The organism is Xanthomonas sp. NCPPB 3442 (assembly GCF_056725145.1).
Window position 1 is genome coordinate 816,207 of record NZ_CM161514.1, and the last position, 17,435, is coordinate 833,641.

16 protein-coding genes are annotated in these 17,435 nt (G+C 65.8%); 7 read left to right on the top strand and 9 right to left on the bottom strand.

Annotated features, from left to right (window positions below; genetic code table 11):
• The 3 genes from AC1POX_RS03710 to AC1POX_RS03720 all read left to right on the top strand — a co-directional run bounded on the left by AC1POX_RS03710 (position 1) and on the right by AC1POX_RS03720 (position 4,930).
• Entirely contained in the window at positions 1-1,437 is a 1,437-nt protein-coding gene (locus AC1POX_RS03710) for an ABC transporter permease (protein ID WP_372356773.1), read from the top strand.
• The gene (locus AC1POX_RS03715) at positions 1,437-2,705 is read left to right on the top strand and encodes a DUF3526 domain-containing protein (protein ID WP_372356774.1); all 1,269 of its coding nucleotides are present in this window, start codon (positions 1,437-1,439) and stop codon (positions 2,703-2,705) included. The genes AC1POX_RS03710 and AC1POX_RS03715 overlap by 1 nt, the downstream gene beginning before the upstream one ends.
• An 83-nt stretch (positions 2,706-2,788) precedes the next feature.
• A complete protein-coding gene (locus tag AC1POX_RS03720) occupies positions 2,789-4,930 on the top strand; it encodes a TonB-dependent siderophore receptor (RefSeq protein WP_065627860.1) in 2,142 nt (713 codons plus the stop codon).
• A 339-nt stretch (positions 4,931-5,269) separates the two neighbouring features.
• Here AC1POX_RS03720 and AC1POX_RS03725 read toward each other — a convergent pair whose 3' ends face one another.
• The 4 genes from AC1POX_RS03725 to AC1POX_RS03740 are packed head-to-tail and all read right to left on the bottom strand — an operon-like array spanning position 5,270 to position 10,017.
• On the bottom strand, positions 5,270-5,935 hold the full coding sequence (locus AC1POX_RS03725) for a DUF2894 domain-containing protein (protein WP_014091175.1): 666 nt from the start codon (positions 5,933-5,935) through the stop codon (positions 5,270-5,272).
• Positions 5,932-6,603 carry an OmpA family protein gene (locus tag AC1POX_RS03730; protein ID WP_029820397.1) on the bottom strand — a complete coding sequence of 224 codons (672 nt, stop codon included), beginning with the start codon at positions 6,601-6,603 and terminating at the stop codon, positions 5,932-5,934. The genes AC1POX_RS03725 and AC1POX_RS03730 overlap by 4 nt, the downstream gene beginning before the upstream one ends.
• Entirely contained in the window at positions 6,600-9,257 is a 2,658-nt protein-coding gene (locus AC1POX_RS03735) for a DUF802 domain-containing protein (protein ID WP_372356775.1), read from the bottom strand. The genes AC1POX_RS03730 and AC1POX_RS03735 overlap by 4 nt, the downstream gene beginning before the upstream one ends.
• Positions 9,258-9,267: 10 nt before the next feature.
• On the bottom strand, positions 9,268-10,017 hold the full coding sequence (locus AC1POX_RS03740) for a DUF3348 domain-containing protein (protein ID WP_014091172.1): 750 nt from the start codon (positions 10,015-10,017) through the stop codon (positions 9,268-9,270).
• A 325-nt stretch (positions 10,018-10,342) separates the two neighbouring features.
• Between AC1POX_RS03740 and AC1POX_RS03745 the strand changes: the two genes are divergently transcribed.
• The gene (locus AC1POX_RS03745) at positions 10,343-10,555 is read left to right on the top strand and encodes a hypothetical protein (protein ID WP_008577678.1); all 213 of its coding nucleotides are present in this window, start codon (positions 10,343-10,345) and stop codon (positions 10,553-10,555) included.
• 216 nt (positions 10,556-10,771) lie between these two features.
• Here the strand turns inward: AC1POX_RS03745 and AC1POX_RS03750 are convergent, their stop codons facing one another.
• Together AC1POX_RS03750 and AC1POX_RS03755 are read right to left on the bottom strand one after the other, a co-directional pair.
• Complete coding sequence (locus AC1POX_RS03750) at positions 10,772-10,969, bottom strand: hypothetical protein (protein ID WP_029820395.1); 198 nt, start codon at positions 10,967-10,969, stop codon at positions 10,772-10,774.
• Between the two features lie 33 nt (positions 10,970-11,002).
• Complete coding sequence (locus tag AC1POX_RS03755; RefSeq protein ID WP_031425011.1) at positions 11,003-11,425, bottom strand: YkgJ family cysteine cluster protein; 423 nt, start codon at positions 11,423-11,425, stop codon at positions 11,003-11,005.
• 288 nt (positions 11,426-11,713) lie between these two features.
• Between AC1POX_RS03755 and AC1POX_RS03760 the strand changes: the two genes are divergently transcribed.
• A complete protein-coding gene (locus tag AC1POX_RS03760; RefSeq protein ID WP_008577683.1) occupies positions 11,714-11,896 on the top strand; it encodes a hypothetical protein in 183 nt (60 codons plus the stop codon).
• 85 nt (positions 11,897-11,981) lie between these two features.
• Here the strand turns inward: AC1POX_RS03760 and AC1POX_RS03765 are convergent, their stop codons facing one another.
• On the bottom strand, positions 11,982-13,145 hold the full coding sequence (locus AC1POX_RS03765; protein WP_008577685.1) for a zinc-dependent alcohol dehydrogenase: 1,164 nt from the start codon (positions 13,143-13,145) through the stop codon (positions 11,982-11,984).
• 268 nt (positions 13,146-13,413) lie between these two features.
• Between AC1POX_RS03765 and AC1POX_RS03770 the strand changes: the two genes are divergently transcribed.
• Both AC1POX_RS03770 and AC1POX_RS03775 read left to right on the top strand, forming a co-directional pair.
• Complete coding sequence (locus AC1POX_RS03770) at positions 13,414-14,028, top strand: DUF4142 domain-containing protein (protein WP_014091169.1); 615 nt, start codon at positions 13,414-13,416, stop codon at positions 14,026-14,028.
• 102 nt (positions 14,029-14,130) lie between these two features.
• Positions 14,131-14,313, top strand: coding sequence for a DUF3606 domain-containing protein (locus tag AC1POX_RS03775; RefSeq protein WP_011348727.1), 183 nt, complete (start codon positions 14,131-14,133; stop codon positions 14,311-14,313).
• 192 nt (positions 14,314-14,505) lie between these two features.
• Here AC1POX_RS03775 and AC1POX_RS03780 read toward each other — a convergent pair whose 3' ends face one another.
• Positions 14,506-16,281, bottom strand: a complete 1,776-nt coding sequence (locus AC1POX_RS03780; RefSeq protein WP_014091167.1) for an ABC transporter ATP-binding protein — start codon at positions 16,279-16,281, stop codon at positions 14,506-14,508.
• Complete coding sequence (locus AC1POX_RS03785) at positions 16,278-17,429, bottom strand: glycoside hydrolase family 1 protein (protein ID WP_372356776.1); 1,152 nt, start codon at positions 17,427-17,429, stop codon at positions 16,278-16,280. Before AC1POX_RS03785 ends, AC1POX_RS03780 begins: the two co-directional genes overlap by 4 nt.
• Positions 17,430-17,435 lie beyond the last annotated feature (6 nt).

The window sequence follows — 17,435 nt, forward strand, 5'->3', positions numbered from 1 at the left end:
ATGAGCCCGGCGTTGCTGGTCGCACGCGAAGAACTGCGCCATATGGCGCGCAACCGGTCCGCTGCCATCGGTGTGGTGCTGCTGATGTTGCTCACCCTGGTGGCGGCGTTGACCGCTGCGCACCACCAGCGCGAAGTGGCCGATTTCCGCACGCGGCAGCAACAGGCAGCGCAGCAGGCGTTCCAAGCGCAGCCGGACCGGCATCCGCACCGCGTGGTGCACTACGGCCATTTCATCTATCGCCCGTTGCCGGCACTGGCTGCATTCGATTCCGGCGTGGATGCGTTCACCGGCAACAGCATGTTTCTGGAAGGCCATCGCCAGAACACTGCCAATTTCGGCGATGTGCGTCAGAGCTCGTTGCTGGTGCGTTTCGGTCAGCTCACGCCCGCCTTCGTGCTGCAGGTGCTGGCGCCGCTGATGTTGGTCTTCCTGGGCTATGGCGCAGTGGCGCGCGAGCAGGAAACCGGCACCTTGCGCGCGCTGTTGTTGCAGGGCGCCACGCGCCGGCAGTTGCTTGGCGGCAAGTATCTGGCGCTGGCGACGGTGGCCGGCGCCTGCCTGCTGCCGGCCTTGATCGGCCTGGCACCGATCGCGTTGTTGCCAGGGCAAGCCCCGCTGGTTGCGCTGCTGGTGCTGGCCTATGGCGCGTATCTGTTGGTGTGGTGTGCGCTGGTGCTGGCGGTGTCGATGCGGTGCCGGCGCGGCCGCGATGCGCTGTTGGTGTCGCTGGCGGTATGGGTGTGGCTGGCCTTGCTGGTACCGCGCGTGGCGCCGGACGCGGCCAGTGCCGCGTACCGCCTGCCGACGCGGTTGGAAACCGATGTGGCGATCCAGCGCGACCTGCGCACGCTCGGCGACAGCCACAATCCGGACGACCCGCACTTTGCGCAATTCAAGCAGCAGACGCTGGCCCGTTACGGCGTGCAGCGCGTGGAAGACCTGCCGGTGAACTACAAGGGCTTGCTGGCACTGGAAGGCGAGCGGCTGAGCGCAAGCCTGTTCGAGCGGTATGCGGGCCGCGATGCATCCATCCAGCAGCAACAGAACCTGCTGGTGCGGGCGTTTTCCTTGCTCAGCCCGACGGTGGCGCTGCGCGAGGTGTCGATGACGCTGGCAGAAACCGACCTGCGCGCGCATCTGCGGTTCCTGGCCCAGGCAGAGCACTACCGCTACACGCTGGTGCAGCAGCTCAACCAACTGCAGGCCGACGCGGTCAGCATGGCCGACGACACCGCCCAGGATGCAGGCGCCGATCGGCGCAAGCGGATTTCGTCCGAGCACTGGCATGAGATTCCGGTGTTTGCGTTCCAGCCGGCGCCGGCGACCGAGGTGATCGGCACGGCAGGTGCTGCGTTCGGCCTGATCGGGGCCTGGCTGCTTGCTGCGCTGTGCATGCTGGCGGCAGCCGGGCGAGGTGTGGGAGTGGCGCGCTGATGGTGCTGTGGAAATACGAACTGCTGTTGCTGCTACGCGCACGTGCGGCGCTCGCCGGATTGCTGTTGCTTGCGCTGCTCACCGTGTGCAGCCTGCTGTCCGGGCAACATGTGATGGCGACGCAGCGCGACAACATCGCCAGGATTGCAGCGCTGCAGCGCGAAGACAGCGCGGCGGTAGAAGACTATGTGGCGCGTTCCAACGATGCCGGCAGCGCGGCCTATTACAGCTTCCACCCCACCTGGGACCTGCCATCGCCGCTGGCGTTTGCGGCGGTCGGCATGCGCGATGTCTCGCCGTATATCTTGCGCGTGCGCGCGCTGGGGCTGGAAGCGCAGATCCATGACGGGGACAGCTACAACCCCGAGCTCGCATTGGCTGGCCGCTTCGACTACGCGTTCGTGCTGGTGTTCCTGCTGCCGCTGTTCGTGATCGCGCTGCTGTTCGATCTGCGTTCGGGCGAGCGTGAAGCGGGGCGTGCACGCATGCTTGCCGCACTGCCCGACGCGGGCGCTGCGCTGCTGGTACGGCGCGTGGTGGTGCGCGCAGCGGCGGTGTTTGTGTGCCTGAGCGTGCCGTTCGTCATGTTCGCTACGTTCAATGCGGTGCCGTGGTTGCAGCAACTGGCGGTGCTGGCACTGGGCGGTGCGTACCTGTTGTTCTGGGTGCTGCTGTCGGTGCTGGTCGGGCGCCTCCAGTGGCGGCCTGCCGCGCATGCCACGGCGTTGGCCACCTGCTGGGTTGTGCTGGCGTTGGTGGCGCCGGCGCTGGCGCATGTGGCAATCAATCAGGCGGTGCCGGTCAACCAGGGTACCGAGATTGCGCGGTTGCAGCGCGAGGCGGTCAACCATGCCTGGGACATTCCGCGCCAGGACACCATGCAGGCGTTCTACGCGCGCAATCGGCAATGGGCCGACTCGGCGCCGCTGACCACGGCGTTCCACTACAAGTGGTACTTCGCATTTCATGAGAATGGCGACCAGCAGGTGGCGCCGCAGGTGGCAGCGTATCGCCAGGGGCTGCAGCGTCGCCAAGCGTTGGCGCAACGCGTGGCCAGCGTGCTGCCCCCGGTTGCGCTGCAGGGGGCGCTGACGCGCCTGGCCGACACCGATCTGCAGGCACAGCTGGCCTATCAGGATCGCATTCGCGCTTATCACCGGGCGCTGCGCACGTTCTACTACGGCTATCTGTTCCGCGACCGGCCGTTCACGCGCGACGATTTCGGGCGAGCGCCACGCTTCGAAACAACGGCCGGCCCTGCTTCATAGCGGTATCTGCGTTTCACCTTTCCTTGCGTCTTTTACTTGCGCCCCGGCTGCACTGCGCCGGGGCGCTTCAGGAGTTCTGCCCGATGCCCGTGTTCTCGCGCCACCGCACGCTGCACGCGCTGCCCCTGCTCAGCCTGCTGGCCTGCACCTGCGGCACTGCCTGCGCGCAGGCTGCGCAGTCGCAGGCGCGCGACCTGGATGCGGTGCAGGTGCGCAGCCAATACACGCCGTACCGCGCGCTGAGCATTACCGGTGCCACCAAGACCGATGCGCCGCTGCGTGATCTGCCGATCAGTGCACGGGTACTCGACCGGACCTTGCTCGAAGATGCAGGCGTCACCGATCTGGCTGGCGCACTGGAGCTGGCCAGCGGCATCACCAAGGCCAACAACCTGGGCGGGCTATGGGATAGCTATTCGATGCGCGGCTTCACCGGCGACCCGAATTTCAGTTCGGATTACATGGTTAACGGCTTCAATGCCAGCCGCGGTTACAACGGTCTGCGCGATGCGGCCAATACACAGAGCATCGAGGTGATCAAGGGGCCGGCGTCGGCGTTGTACGGGCGCGGCGAGCCGGGCGGGGCCGTCAACATCGTCACCAAAAAGCCGCTGTTTCAGCCGCAGCACAGCGTGGATGTATCGGCAGGCCGCTTCGACAGCTATCGCGCGGCCATCGATAGCACCGGCCCGCTGAGCGAGAACGTGGCGTACCGTTTGAATGTGATGCACAAGGATCAACACAGCTTTCGCGATACCGTCGACAGCGACAGCACCTTGCTGGCGCCGTCGCTGTTGTGGATGCCGACGCCCGATACGACGGTGTCGTATGAGCTGGAAGCGGTGCGCCTCCACACGCCCTTCGATCGTGGCGTGACGGCCATCGGTGGCGATGCCAACCGGCTGCCGGCCTCGCGATTTCTGGGCGAGCCGCGCGATGGCGATATCGACCTGCATTCCACCGGGCACCAGCTGTTCGTGGTGCACGGCCTGGATCAGACCTGGTCGGTGCAGGGTGGGGCGACTTACCGCGACAGTGGCATGCGCGGATTTTCCACCGAGCCCTGGACGCTGCAGGCCGACCAGCGCAGCTTGCGCCGCGAACGCCGCTACCGCGACTACCAGGGCCGCGATATCGCAGCGCGTGCAGAAGTGCTTGGCAGTCTTCAGGCCGGCAGGGTCACGCACAATGTGTTGTTCGGCATCGATGGCAATCGCTTCGACGACAGCCGCTTTCAGCAGCGCGCCCGTTCCGCGGCCACGCCCTACAGCATCGATGTGCTGGCGCCGCGTTATGGCCTGGCACAGCCAGGACGGCTGTCCACCATCACCGATACCGACGAACGCCAGCAGGTGTGGGGTGTGTACGCGCAGGACCAGATCGACCTGGGCGCGCGCTGGAAGGCCTTGCTTGGCCTGCGCTACGACCACTATCGGCAAGGCCTGGACAACCACTTGCGCGGCACCACGCAGCGGTCATCCGACGGCGTGGCGAGCCCGCGTGCAGGCATGACCTTCCATGTCGACGATGCGCTGTCGCTGTACGCCAGTGCGGCGGCGGGTTTTCGCCCCAACAGCGGTGTGGGCGCCAACGGGCAAAGCTTTGCACCTGAGAAAAGCCGCTCGCTGGAGACCGGCTTGAAATACGTGCAGCCCGGCGATGGCCTGGAAGCCACCGTGGCCGCATTCCGCATCGACAAGAAAAACGTGTTGAGCCTGGACCCGGCCGACACCAGTTTTTCGCTGCCGGTGGGCCAGATGCGCAGCCAGGGCGTGGAGCTGGATCTGCTGGGCAGGTTGAGCCCGCACCTGGCGGCGTCGGTGGGCCTGGCCTATACCGATTCGCAGGTGACGCGCAGCAGTGCTGCTGCCGCCAGTACGGGGCTGGCTGAAGGCCGGCGGTTTCCGAATGTGCCGCGTTTGAGCGGTAACGCGTTCCTGAACTACGAGCAGCCGCTGACCGGCAAACGAAGCGCGGCGCTGGGTGTGGGCGTCTTGCACACCGGCGAGCGGCTGGGCTCGGTGGATAGCAACACCGATTTCGTGTTGCCGGCTTATACCGTGTGGCGAGCGGTTGGCCATTACGATCTGAGCCAGAGGCTACGCCTGTATGCCAAGGTGGAAAACCTCACCGACCGCCGTTACGCGGCGTTTTCGTACAGCGAGCAATGGGTGTATCCCGGTGCGCCGCGGAGTTGGACGGTAGGTGCGCAATTGCGGTTTTGAGCGATGCTCCACGACAGCCGAAGCGGCGATCGGCGCATGCGCCAATGTGGTGGATGCCAGCGTTACCGACGGCCGCCACGTTCCAGTTGAATACGCTTCGCGCTCGGGCGTGACTGCAGTGAGTGACTGCAACGCGCCGGCGAGTGCTTGCTGGACATCGTTGTGCGCTTGCATGCAGCTGCCGCTGCCGCGTGAGCAAGTGCAGCGCGGTTCGCAGCCAGAGGCGTGCAGTGACCTCATGCTCACGGCGGGTGACCTGCCACACGCGGTGATGGGCTGCATCTCCGAGATCGGAGCCTGCGTCAGTCGGCCCGACGTAGATCCGGACCGATCGAGGATCTAACTGCGTCGCTTCGACGGACTCTTGCTGCGTTTCTTGCCCGGCGTCGCCGGCGCAGCCTCCTCGTTGGCCAAGGCGCCGCCGGTGTGCAGCTGCTCCAGCCATGACAACGCATCCACATAGCCGAGAAAGTGCTGCAGATAGCCCGGCGAGCGCTCGCGCATCAGCGTGATGCAGCGATGCACCAGCACGCTGGAGTTGAGCGGGCCGGCGTCCTTGGGCGCATCCTGCAGCGACTGCCGCACCTGGCTGGCGGTGCGCACGGTGGTCCAGGTGCGACGAAAGTCGTCCAGCGCCGGCAGCTCCGGAAACAGCATGGCATCTGCGCTGGCAGTCTTGCGGCTGTCCACTTCCATCAGCGCCGCATGCCCGGCCATCTGCGCAGTGAGCGCACCCAAGGCGCTGGGCTGCGGCGACGCCGGCGTCGGGGAAGGCACTGCCCGGCTCCCGGCACGGCGACGCGCTGTCTGCTGCAGCGCTGTCGCATAGCCATCGACCATCGCGCCGAGCTTGTGTTCCAGCACCTCACGCACCGCATCGGCCTGCGCATCGGCACGCGCTGCCAACGCTTCCATCAGATGGAAGCGCACCGGATCCAACCGATCGGCGCCCTGGCTGCGCCAGCGCTCCAGTTGCGCGCGTGCGGGCAGTGCCGGCTTGCTCATCGCGGTGCGGCGGTTGCTGCGGGCGGCGCCGATGCGCCTGCGTGCGACGACGGACGCGCGATCGGCGCGATCTCCACGCGGCGGTTCTTCGCGCGGCGGGCTTCGTCGGCGTTGGAATCCACCGGTTGCTGCGAGCCGAATGCGGCGGCGAACACCGATGACGCCGGCACGCCTTCGGCGATCAAGGCACGGGTCACCGTGAGTGCGCGTTGTGCGGACAGTTCCCAGTTGTCGGCGTAGCGGCGATTGCCGCCCAGCACCGGGCGGTCGTCGGTAAATCCGCTGACCATCAGGATCTCGTCGCGCGCGCGCAGGTAGTGCGTCAATGGCGTGGCCAGCGACTTCAACACCTCGCGTCCTTCCGGCTGCAGTTCGTCGGAGTTGAACGCAAACAGCACATTGCCGCGAATGCCGATACGGCCATCGACCAGGGTCACGCGGCCGGCAGCCAACGGTGCGGCCAGTGCCTGTTCCAGCGTCTGCCGACGTTGCGCTTCGGCCTGGCGTTGTTTGACCTCCGCGTCCAGGCGGCTGGACAGTTGCAACTGCACGCCGATCACGCCGACCAGGATCAGCACGAACGCGCCCAGCAACACCGACATCAGGTCGCCGAATGCCGCCCAGATGGGCGTGCCCAGCTCGCCGTCGCTTTCGATCTCGTCGCTCATGCCGTTTCTGCTTGGCCGGGTTCGCCACGCCCGCGATCGAGCTGGCGCAGTTCTTCGATGATCTGCTTCTGCGAGAGCATGCTGAGGTCGACCACTTCGCGCGCCTGTGCCACGTAGTAAGCAAGTTGGTCGTCGCTGCGTGCCAGCGAGGCATCGAGTGCCGTGGCAACGTGCTGCAGGCGCTCATTGAGCTCGCTGGTGGCGCCGCTGAACAACTGCACCGCCATGCCGAACGCTTCGCCCAGGCTGGCCACTTCCACTGCGCTGCCGCTGACATGCGCGGCCACTGCGCCCAGCTTGCCGGTTTCGCTGCCGATCTGTTCGGTGAGCTGGCTGCCCACGCGCTGCAGCAGGTCGGCCGAGGTGGTCACCAAGGCATCCACCGCTTCGCGTTGTTCGGTGGAGGCGTGATTGACTGCGTTGAGCAAGGTGTCCAGGGTGGCAAGCAGCTTGCTGCGTTCTTCCAGCATGGCGGTGTCGCGCACCATGCTCTCGGACAGCGACTGGCGCAGCTCGGCCACGACATCGGCCGCGGCCTTGGGCGCTTCGGAGGCGATCTGCATCAGGCGCGACACTTCGCTGATCGTCGCGCTGGCCTGCGCCTGCGCCTGCGTGGACAGCTCGCTGGCGGTGCTGGCCAGGGTGTCGCAAATGGCCTGCTGTTGCCGGGCGACGCGTTCGCCGGTCTGTTCCCATTGTGCGGTCAGGGCCGTGCTCATCGCGCCGAAGCGCTCGCTCCACAGCGCCAGGCGCTGGGTGTCGCGCGCTTCCAGTGCCGCCTGCAGGTCGGTGTGCGATTGCTGCAAGGTGCCGACCAGGGCCGCCGCATGCGCCTCGAAACTGGCGGTGGCGGCGGCAAGTGCGCTGTGGTGCTGGCTGGACAATGTGGCGCTGGCGTTTTGCTGCTGAGCCAGTGCATCGCGCCACGCATTGGCAGCGTCGGTGCTGGATTGCTGCATGCGTTGCGAGACCGCATCCACCAACGCGGCGGAGCGTGTCTCGAAGGTGCTGGCAAATTGCGTGAGCGTGTTCTGCAACTCCTGGGTGAGCGTGTGATTGGCGCGCTGCTGCTCGGCCACCGTAGCCGTCCAGGTGGCCGCTGCCGTGGCGGTGCTGGCTTCGAAGCCGCTGCTCAACCCGTCCAGCTGCTGCTGCACGGCCTGCTGCACGCCTTCGTGCAGGGCACTGGTCTGCTGCGTCAGTTGTTCGAGGGTGGTGTGCAACTGCGCGCTGTGCGTTTCGGTGGCACGTTGCTGTTCGGCAAGCACGGCCGCCCAGCTGGCGGCGCTGGCCGCGGTGCTGCTGGCAAAGCCATCGTTGAGTGCGCTCAATTGCTGCTGCACGGCCTGGGTGACGCTGTCCTGCACGGCAACGCTGCGCTGGTCGATTTGTTCCAGTGTGCCCTGCAACTGTTCGGCCAACGTGGCCTGGGTGCGTTCCTGCGCAGCCAATGCCACCTGCCAGTGCTCGGTCGCCGTGCGCGCGTTCTGCTCGATGGCTGCACTGACGCCGTGCAACTGCTGCTGCACGGCGCTGCTCACGCTGTCCTGCACGGCTACGCTGTGCGCGGCAATCTGTTCCAGCGCGGTCTGCAACTGCGCGTTGTGGGTCTGCTGCGCGCGTTCCTGCGCCGCCAATGCCGTGCTCCAGTGCTGCGCCGTGGTGCTGGCACTGGTCTGGAAGCCATGAGTAATGCCGTCCAGCTGTTGCTGCACGGCTTGCGTGACGTGTTCCTGCAATGCGGCGGTATCGCGTGCGATGCTGGCCATGGTGGCTTCCATCGCCGGCTGCAATGCCGCACCGACCGCCCGTGCGCTTTCGGCGACACCGGCTTGCAGCGCGTGCTCCATGGCCGTGGCCAGCCGCGCATACGCCGCTTCGCTTTTGGCCTGGAAATCGGCTTGCTGGGCGGCCAGGCGCTGCTCGGCAGCCATGCTGTGCTGTTGGATGCTGTGCACCAGCGTCTGCAGCTGGTCGATCAAGGCTGGCATCAAGGCGCTTTGCTGCTGCTGCAGCTTGAATGCTTCGCCACGTCGGTGCGCGTCCGAATGCGTGTGCAGTTCGGCAGCGATCTTCAGGTCCAGCCGTTGCACCACCTGCAGGCGCTCGCGCCGGCACAGCGCCGACAACAACCCCAGCATGGCCGATGTCGCCACACCGGCGATGGAGGTACCGAACGCGAACGCCAGGCCTTCCACCGGTGCTGCGAGCGAGCCGCGAATGGCCTGCAGGTCGGTGGCGCTCTGCAATGCAAAGCCGGTGCCCTTGAGCGTGGCCATCATGCCGAGCAAGGTGCCGAGCATGCCGAGCAACACCAGCAAGCCGACCAGATACGGCGTCAGCACCGGGGCCGGCAACGCCACGCGCTCGCCCTTGATACGCAGGCGCACCGCATTACGCAGGCCAGGATGAACAGTTTGTAGCCAATCGCCCAGGGCAGAAGGCGCCGTGGCCAGCCCATCGACTGCCGCTTCCAGCGTCGCCGTGGCCTGGCGGTAGCGATACAACTCCAGCGCGCCGGTCACATAGCAGGCACCGATCACCGCCGCGACACAGGCGCCGAGCGGGTTGGAGCCGAGATAACCGATGCCGACCCAGCAAACCGCCAGCAGGCCGACGAGAAACACACACACGTGTACGAGAGTTCTGAACATGACGTCCCAGTTAGCGGGTACGAAGCGCTGCAAGCAGGCCTTCGATCGGGTGAAAACGAACATCCAGTTCGGCGAGCAACACGCTCTGCATGTCCTTGCGGAAGACATCCAGCCAGCCATCGGGCACCGCGCGTGGCGCGGCATCGTCATCGGTCGGCCGGTGCTGCGCCTGTGCAGCATCGCGCAGGCGTTCGAAATGTGCGCCGAGCAGGCTCGGCACGGTGTTCAACAGGCTCTGCTCGCGCGGGCTCAGGGTGAGCTCCATCACCGCATCCACTTCGGCCAACCGCGCCATGTCGGTGGAGGCCAATGCGAGCAGGTCGCGCAGGCGCCCGCGCAGATCGCCGGTGGCGGTACGCATGGCGCGTTGCATGGCCAAGTAGTGCTGCCGGAATGGTGCGAAATCCGGCGCGGCGACGGGTGCGTCTGCGAGCGCGGCGTTGCGCGCCTCGGCACGCACGCGCACAACCAGCGCGTCCAACTCGGTCACGCTGCTGGCAGCAAGACCGGTGCGCACGCGTGCGCAAGCCTCCGCATCGAGCGGGCGCGGTTCGGGCAGGTCGTCGGTGTCGGGCAGCTTGCCGTCCAGCGCCTTGGACACGGCAACCGCGCGCGTCCAGTCGATCCACTGGCTCAGCCGGTCGGCCAGCGCGTGGTTGGACTGAGCGATGTGCGCGTCGCTGAGGCGAGCAAGCAGGCGAATGAACGCCGGGCCCGACAAGGGCGCCCGTGGAGCAACTTTCGCCATTCTTCCGGTCAAAAACCGGGCATTTTACACGGGAACGCATGCCGGTCGGCGCGTCAGGCGGCAGCAGCGAGCACGCTGCCGGAAGCTTGCGTGCTGGCATTCAGCCGGTCCGAGGCGGGCGGCAGGCCCGGGTATGGCGGACGGCCTGACCTGCGGCGCTGCCAGCCACCGGCGCACTCAGGAGGCAGCAAGCAGCCCCAACCAGACGCCCGACATGCAGTATCCGCCAGGCTTTCTAACCAATTCAGGTCCAGGCCTCCGGCCATCCGGCTGACTCGATTTTGTAAGGTGAACGGGTATAAGCTGCGGGCCGGGGAATCCCCATCGAGGTAACACAATGGACCGCTCCGACATGCAAGTGTCCGATCTGCTGGTCTTGGAGCTGCAAGGGTTCCACGATGCCTATGGCAATGGGCCCGACTTCTGGGACGCCTACCAGCGCATCATGGGCATCGCGGCGCAGGCCGGCGGCAACATGGTCGCCTTGGCCAACGAAATGGCCTCACTGGCACAAGGGCTTGGCGCGACCAAGCGCGCGCAACTGCTGTAACTGCCCATGTCCGTGCGGGCGGCGACGCCTGCGCGCGGTGCCTGATCTGTTGAGCACTGAGTCCGCGTGCGCTGACTGCCCAAGCAGCTTCTGCAGTGCGGCCCAGAGTTGCAGCTGCCCTGATCGCGTGGTTGAAGCTGATGGCCGACTACGTCGCATCGCGTCGGTAATGGCGGACGGATGCGCGTAGGCGCCCGCGAGGCATCCGTTGCTGTCTTACTCGGCCTCGGCTGCGACGGCCGGTGTGACTGCGGCGGCTGGCGCAGCCTCTGGCGTGCCGCGCTTTTTTTCGCGACGTAGCGGTGTATCGCCCAGGCGCTCGATTGCGCCGCCGGATTGCTGAAATGCCTGCAGATCGGCGGCCAACCGCTGTTCGGACAACCGCGGCTTGCCCGGCTGGTTACTGACGGTCATCGACTGGCGGCGGGAATGATGCATCGCAAATCCTCATGCGTTGTACAGCGTCAAGGGAATGCCCCGGCGGCGTTGATCGTCGTAGGTGGCACGTACGTCGCGGCAATACGGGCCGGACATGACGAAACGCCGGCAGATCGCCGGTCGCGTCTCGTAAATCGAGCAACACATGCGCGCAGCGTCGATGGCCACGCACCAGCCTTCCTCGTCGCGCGCCATCACATGCCAGCCTTGCGGCGTCACGCTGGTGAGATGGTGTGGGATACGGTCGGATGGATCGACCATGACGGTGAGCCGGCAGCAGACGGCGTCGCAGCGTTCGCAGAGATTGTCGATGGAAAGGGCCAGATGAAATGAGGGCGATACCGGATTCCGGCCGCCCATGCACCATACACCCTGGACGCGTGCGGATGTGAACCCAAGGCGCGTCGTCGCATGGCGGCCGTGCAGGTGCAACTGCGTGGGTGCCGGATGCCGCGTTCGGCGACACTGCTGGTCGCCACAGCGCTGCCTGACTTCATCTGCGCAAGCACAGGTCGCGCCCGGGCGCCGCGCGTGATCGAGAGGGACCATGGTTGCGCCGCATGGGAAGGAATGCGAGACCGCACCTAATGCACTGCATGGCCCGGCATACACAGTGCAGCACATCCGTTGCCTTTGTCGTTGATGTGCGAAGACGCTTTTCACCTGTGCCAACGCAGCGCACCGTAGCGTAGTGGCTCGCATCACGTCGTAGGAAAACACATGAGCACATCCAACCAGATTTCCTCTGCAAACGACCACGCCGAACAGCGCGATCAAGCGCCGCACGACCAAACGCAGCACGACAAGAAAAAGCAGGACGCGCTGCAGGACGAAGCGGTGGAAGAGACCTTCCCGGCCAGCGACCCGGTGTCCCCGTTCGTGCCGGCCAAGCCGCTGGACTGAGCCTGTTGCCAACACTCAACAGCTATACAACATGCAGACGGCGCGGTCGAAGATCGCGCCGTCTGCGTAGATCCCACTCACGCTTTTACGGCGTGAGCACCACCTTGCGGCAATCGTCCTGCTTCTTGTCGAAGAGTTCGTAGCCACGCGCCGCGTCAGCCAGCGGCATGCGATGCGAAATGATCGAGCTTGGCTTGAGCTGACCATTGCCGATGCATTCCAGCAGATGCGGCATATGCTTTTGCACATGCGTCTGGCCCATCTTGAAGGTCAGGCCCTTGTCGAATGCATCGCCAAACATGAAAGCGTGGATGAAGCCGGCATACACGCCGGGCACGCTCACCACACCGCAACGACGGGTTGCGGCGATGCACTGGCGGATCGCCACGCCGCTGCTGCCTTCCAGTTTCAGGTTGGTCAGTGCGGTTTCGATGGCGCTGCCTTCGGCCTCGAAGCCGACCGCCTCGATGCTGGCATCGACCCCCCGGCCATCGGTCTGCGAGACGATCACATCGGCCGGGTCGTCGACCTCGTCGAAATTGATCGGAATCACGCCATAGGTCCTGGACGCAAAATCGAGCCGGTATGCGTGCCGGTCGACCATGAAAATGCGCTCTGCGCCCAGCATGCGGCAGCACGCCGCGGCCATGAGGCCGACCGGGCCGGCGCCGAAGATGGCAACGGTCGAGCCTTGTTTGACGCCTGCATCGACGACGGCTTGATACCCGGTCGGCAGGATGTCGGACAGGAACAGCACCTGCTCATCGTGCAAGGCATCGGGCACCACCAGCGGGCCGACATTGGCCTTGGGCACGCGCACGTATTCGGCCTGGCCGCCGGACAATCCGCCATACAAATGGCTGAAGCCGAACAGCGCGGCGGGCGGGCGCATGTCCTTGTGATTGAGCGCCGCGCCCTTGCCGGTATTGGTGGTTTCGCACGCGGAAAATTCCTGCAGCACGCAGTGGAAACACCGCCCGCAGGCGACCACGAACGGAATCACGACCCGGTCGCCCGGCTTGACCGCCGTGACATCCGGGCCCACCTCTTCCACGATGCCCATGAATTCGTGGCCGAGAATGTCGCCGGGGCGTAGGTCGGGAATCTTGCCGCGATACAGATGCAGGTCAGAGCCGCAAATGGCGGTGGCAGTGACGCGCAGGATCAGGTCGTCGCGTTCGACCAAGAGTGGATCGGGCACGGTTTCCACTCGCACATCGCGTGAACCGTGGTAGTTGAGGGCAAGCATGTCTGTCTCCTGTGGGCATTTAGACGCGGCGGCGCACTGCAGTGTTCGTGCAGCGGTGTTAAACCTGTCAGCACACTGCGTGGGCGCGGTGTGGACGCGCCCGATCGCCGACGCGGCGTTGATGCGCAGGTCACGTCTGGATAACCCCCGCGCTCGCAGGCTCATATGACGCGCTGGGACGCAGGCATGCCGCCTTCGCCGTCCCTGCGAACCCAACAATCAACGACCGCCAGACGCGATGAAAGATCGCGATCAACAGGAGACAGCGATGGGACTTTTCAAGATGGTGACCGCCGGCGCGGTGGGCTATGTGGCGTACAAGGCCTGGCAGCGCCGGCAGGGGCACACGAGCGATCCGCAGGATCTACAGAGCAACGTAGCCACGGTGGTCGGTAGCACGCCGCCTCACGGCGACCCGTTGCGCGATAGCGTGGGCGATGCCCGCGACCGCAAGCAGGCGCTTGGCGCGCTGGCAGTGTTCAACGAGAACGAACGCACGCTTGCGCAACTGGCGGTGGTCAAGGGTGTGGAAGGCGAGGTGCTGGCCTTCGCACGCAAGATGGACGAAGCCCACAGCGCTGCGTTGACGGACCTCAGCCGGTTTGCGCCGGATCGCAATGGCACGTTGGCCCAGGCCGCCACCGCGGGCGCCGAGGGCGTGCGCAAGCGCCTGCAGGACCTGCACGGGCAACAGTTCGAGTCGCAGTATCTGCAAGCCAGTGTGGACAGCCACGAACAGGCGTTGGCACTGCTGGACACACAGCTCAGCAGCGAGCCGGGCTCCAGCGACCTCGGTAAGGAGTTGCAGCGCGCACGCGACACCATCGCCGAGCATCTGGAACACGCCAAGGCGCTGCGCGCCAAGCAGGGCCAGCCCCACTGACCACAGCTCGCCAGACAACGCGTCGATGCGGCAGCGCTGGCAAACCGTGCGAAGCGCCGGCGTCGCAGCCGGCTCACCAGATGTCCTACATGGGAGATCGCCATGGGCGAACCACGGGATGCAAATCGTCAACCCACCGACATGCACAATGTAAGCATCAACGAGGAATGGGAGTTGCAGTACTGGGCGCGCGAACTGGGGATGTCCGAAGACGACCTCAAACGCGCAGTGCAGGAGGTCGGCAACGTGACGACCAGGCTGCGCGACTATCGGCCACCGCATTGAGGCGTTGTGCAGGAAGTGGAACAGGCAGCCAGACGCTGCCTGTTTTTTTGCGCGCCAGCGATCGCAAACGTGGTCTGCTGCTAGGGCGAAAAGTGCATCTCATGCCATGCTCGTCGCACTGGGCCAGCCGCTGGCTGCGCCTGCCTCGCCGCGCATGACGCAAGGCAAGCAGCGCTTCTGGGCGCAGCCGCCTCACGGTGCTTCCGGTGCCGTCTCGAATCCGGCTGCCTGGCGCTGCCACAAACTGTCGAACACGCCACCGCGGCCGCGCAGTTCCGCAGGGCTGCCATCTTCGACCACACGGCCGTCCTGCAGCACCACGATGCGATCGAAGCTAATCACCGTGGACAGGCGATGGGCGACCGCCAACACGGTGCGGTCGCGCATCAGGTGATCCAGTGCGGCCTGGATCTCCGCTTCCGATTCGGTGTCCAGTGCCGAGGTGGCCTCGTCCAGAATCAGGATCGGCGCATCCTTGAGAAAGGCGCGGGCAATCCCCAGCCGTTGCCGCTGTCCGCCCGATAACATCACCCCGCGCTCGCCCACCTGTGTGTCGTAGCCCTCGGGCAATTGCCGGATGAAGCCATCGCAGAATGCATGCCGCGCCGCGTCGTGCACCTCGGCATCGCTTGCATCGGGACGTCCGTAGCGGATGTTGTCGGCGATGCTGCGATTGAACAACGCAGTTTCCTGCGGCACCACTGCAATCTTTTCGCGCAGGCTGTCCTGGCTGACCCCGCGGATGTCCTGCCCGTCGATCAGCACGCGTCCGGATTCCACATCGTCCAGGCGCTGGATCAGGGCAATCAAGGTGGATTTGCCGGCACCGGAGGGCCCCACGATGCCCACTTTCTGGCCGGCCGGAATATGCAGGTTCAATCCTTCCAGCACCGCGGCGCGCTCGGGATAGGCAAAACGCACCTGTTCGAAACGCACATCGCCTTCGGCCGAGGCCAGCGGCACGTCCGCATCGACGATGGCGTGCGGTTGCAGAATGATCTGCAAGGTGTCGGCAATGGCGCCCAGTTGCTGGGTGGTGTCCACCAAGGTCAGCGCCAGATCGCGCGAGCCATGCAGGATGCGGAAGGTCAGCGCACTGACCAACACCACATCGCCTGCACTCACCGCTCCGGAGCGCCACATGCCGATGGCCCAGATCAGCATGCCGCCGGCCATCAGCGACAGGCAGATGTCGTGAATCACCCGCGCCTTTTCCACGTACATCCAGCTGCGCCGATGCGCCACGGCCTCGTGACCGATCTGTTCGGCCAGCCGCGCGCTTTCGCGATCGCGCGCGGCAAACGCCTTGATCGTCCACACGTTGGAAACCGCATCCACCAGCTCGCCACCCACCCGGGCGGCCTGCGCGGCAAAGCGCTGATGCTTGGCGCGGCCGCGAATGCCGAAGCTGGTGATGATGGCCGCCACGATCGCAATGAAGCCGACCAGCGTGGCGGCCATGCGCCAATCCACCGTCAACAGCAGCACGATGGCGCCGACGAAATCCACGATGGGCGGCACGATCTTCCACGCCAGTCCACCGAAGATCTGCCCGGCGGCGCTGCCGAGCGCGGTGATGCGGTTGCCCAGCGCACCGGCAAAATGCTCGGTGAAGTAGCGCATCGGGTGGCCGGTGAGATGGCGGAACAAATCCACGCGGATGTCCACCACGCTGGCCACCACGGTGCGGCAGCCCAGCCAGCCGCCCAGGCGCCACAGCAGGTTTTCCACCGCGATCAGGCTGATGAACAGGCCCAGCGGCAGCCACACGTTTGCCTGGCTGCGTTGATCGGTGGCCATCGCGTCCACCAGCATTTTCATGCCGTATTGCACCGACACCGCGCAGCCGGCCGCGCCCACGATCAGGAGCAGCAAGCCACTGAAATGCCACGGCCGTCGGCCCACGTAGTGCCAGAGAAAACGCGCCGGCGTGTCCGGCAGCAAGGTGGAGTGGGCGGACGTACTCACGGGGCGATATCGGCCAGCGCGAACTGCGGTGCGCGCAGACCGAAACGCGCGTGCTCGCGGCGCAGTTGGTCGGCCAGGCCTTGGTGCAGCGGTCGTTCGCCGTGCTCGTCCGCATAGCCGAGCACGCCGGTGGGGCAATGCCGGTCGTTGTCCCAACCGGGGTAGTCCAGCACCGGATACAGACAGACACCTTCCATCGCCACGCCGTGCTGCAGGGCCAGCGCAACCTCGCTGCCGACATGATCGAGCCAGGGGGCGCGTTGATCGGCTTCGGCACCGGTTTCGGAGACGATCATCGGGCGGCGATAGCGCTGCCAGAACTCCAGCATGATGGTCGAGAACGGGCGGTGGTCGGGCGAGTTGCGCAGGATCGGCACGCCGCCCAGATACCACTGATTGTCCGAGTAGTAGTTGAGGCCGATGATGTCCAGATACTCCGGCGCCCCGCCGAGTCCTGGCCACTGCTTGCCGCAGATCATGTCCCAGGCTTCGAACTGCGCCAGCCGCAGGCGTTCGGCTTCGCGGCGCGGGCCGGGCCGGTCGTTGGATGGCACCACATGGATCGCTGGGTCCACCTGCAGGAAGCGTGCGCGCGGATCCACCTGGCGTATTGCGTCGATGGCGGCGATGGTGGCGCGGACCAATTGATGCTTGAGCTCGAAACCACGCCCGCGCGCCATCGGATGCATGCGGGCGTGATCGCCGCCATTCCATGCCCAGAACGAGATCTCGTTGAGCGGCGCGTAGAACGGCACGGCGTCGGAGGCGTCCTTGATGCACTGTGCGGCGGCGGCAGCAAAGCGCGCGAAGCGGTCGACGAACTGCGGCGTCCAGATGTCCACATCGTCCGGCCAGCCGTAATGGCACACGTCCCAGATCACCTGCGTGCCCACGCGGTTGGCCGCGTGCAGCATCGGCAGGAAACTGGACCAGTCGTAATGCCCGGGGCGTGGTTCGATCAGATGCCAGCGCAGGCCATCGCGCGCGGTGCGCAGGCCATGCGCCGCCAACGCCACGTAGTCCTTGGCGGCCCAACGGTCATGCCCGGTGGCGGCAATCAGGTCGAGCCTGCGCCCGTCGCGGCGGCGGTGGGTCGAACACTCGAACCCCGCCATGAAAAAACTTTCGAACAGTGTGGGGGTATGCATCCAACA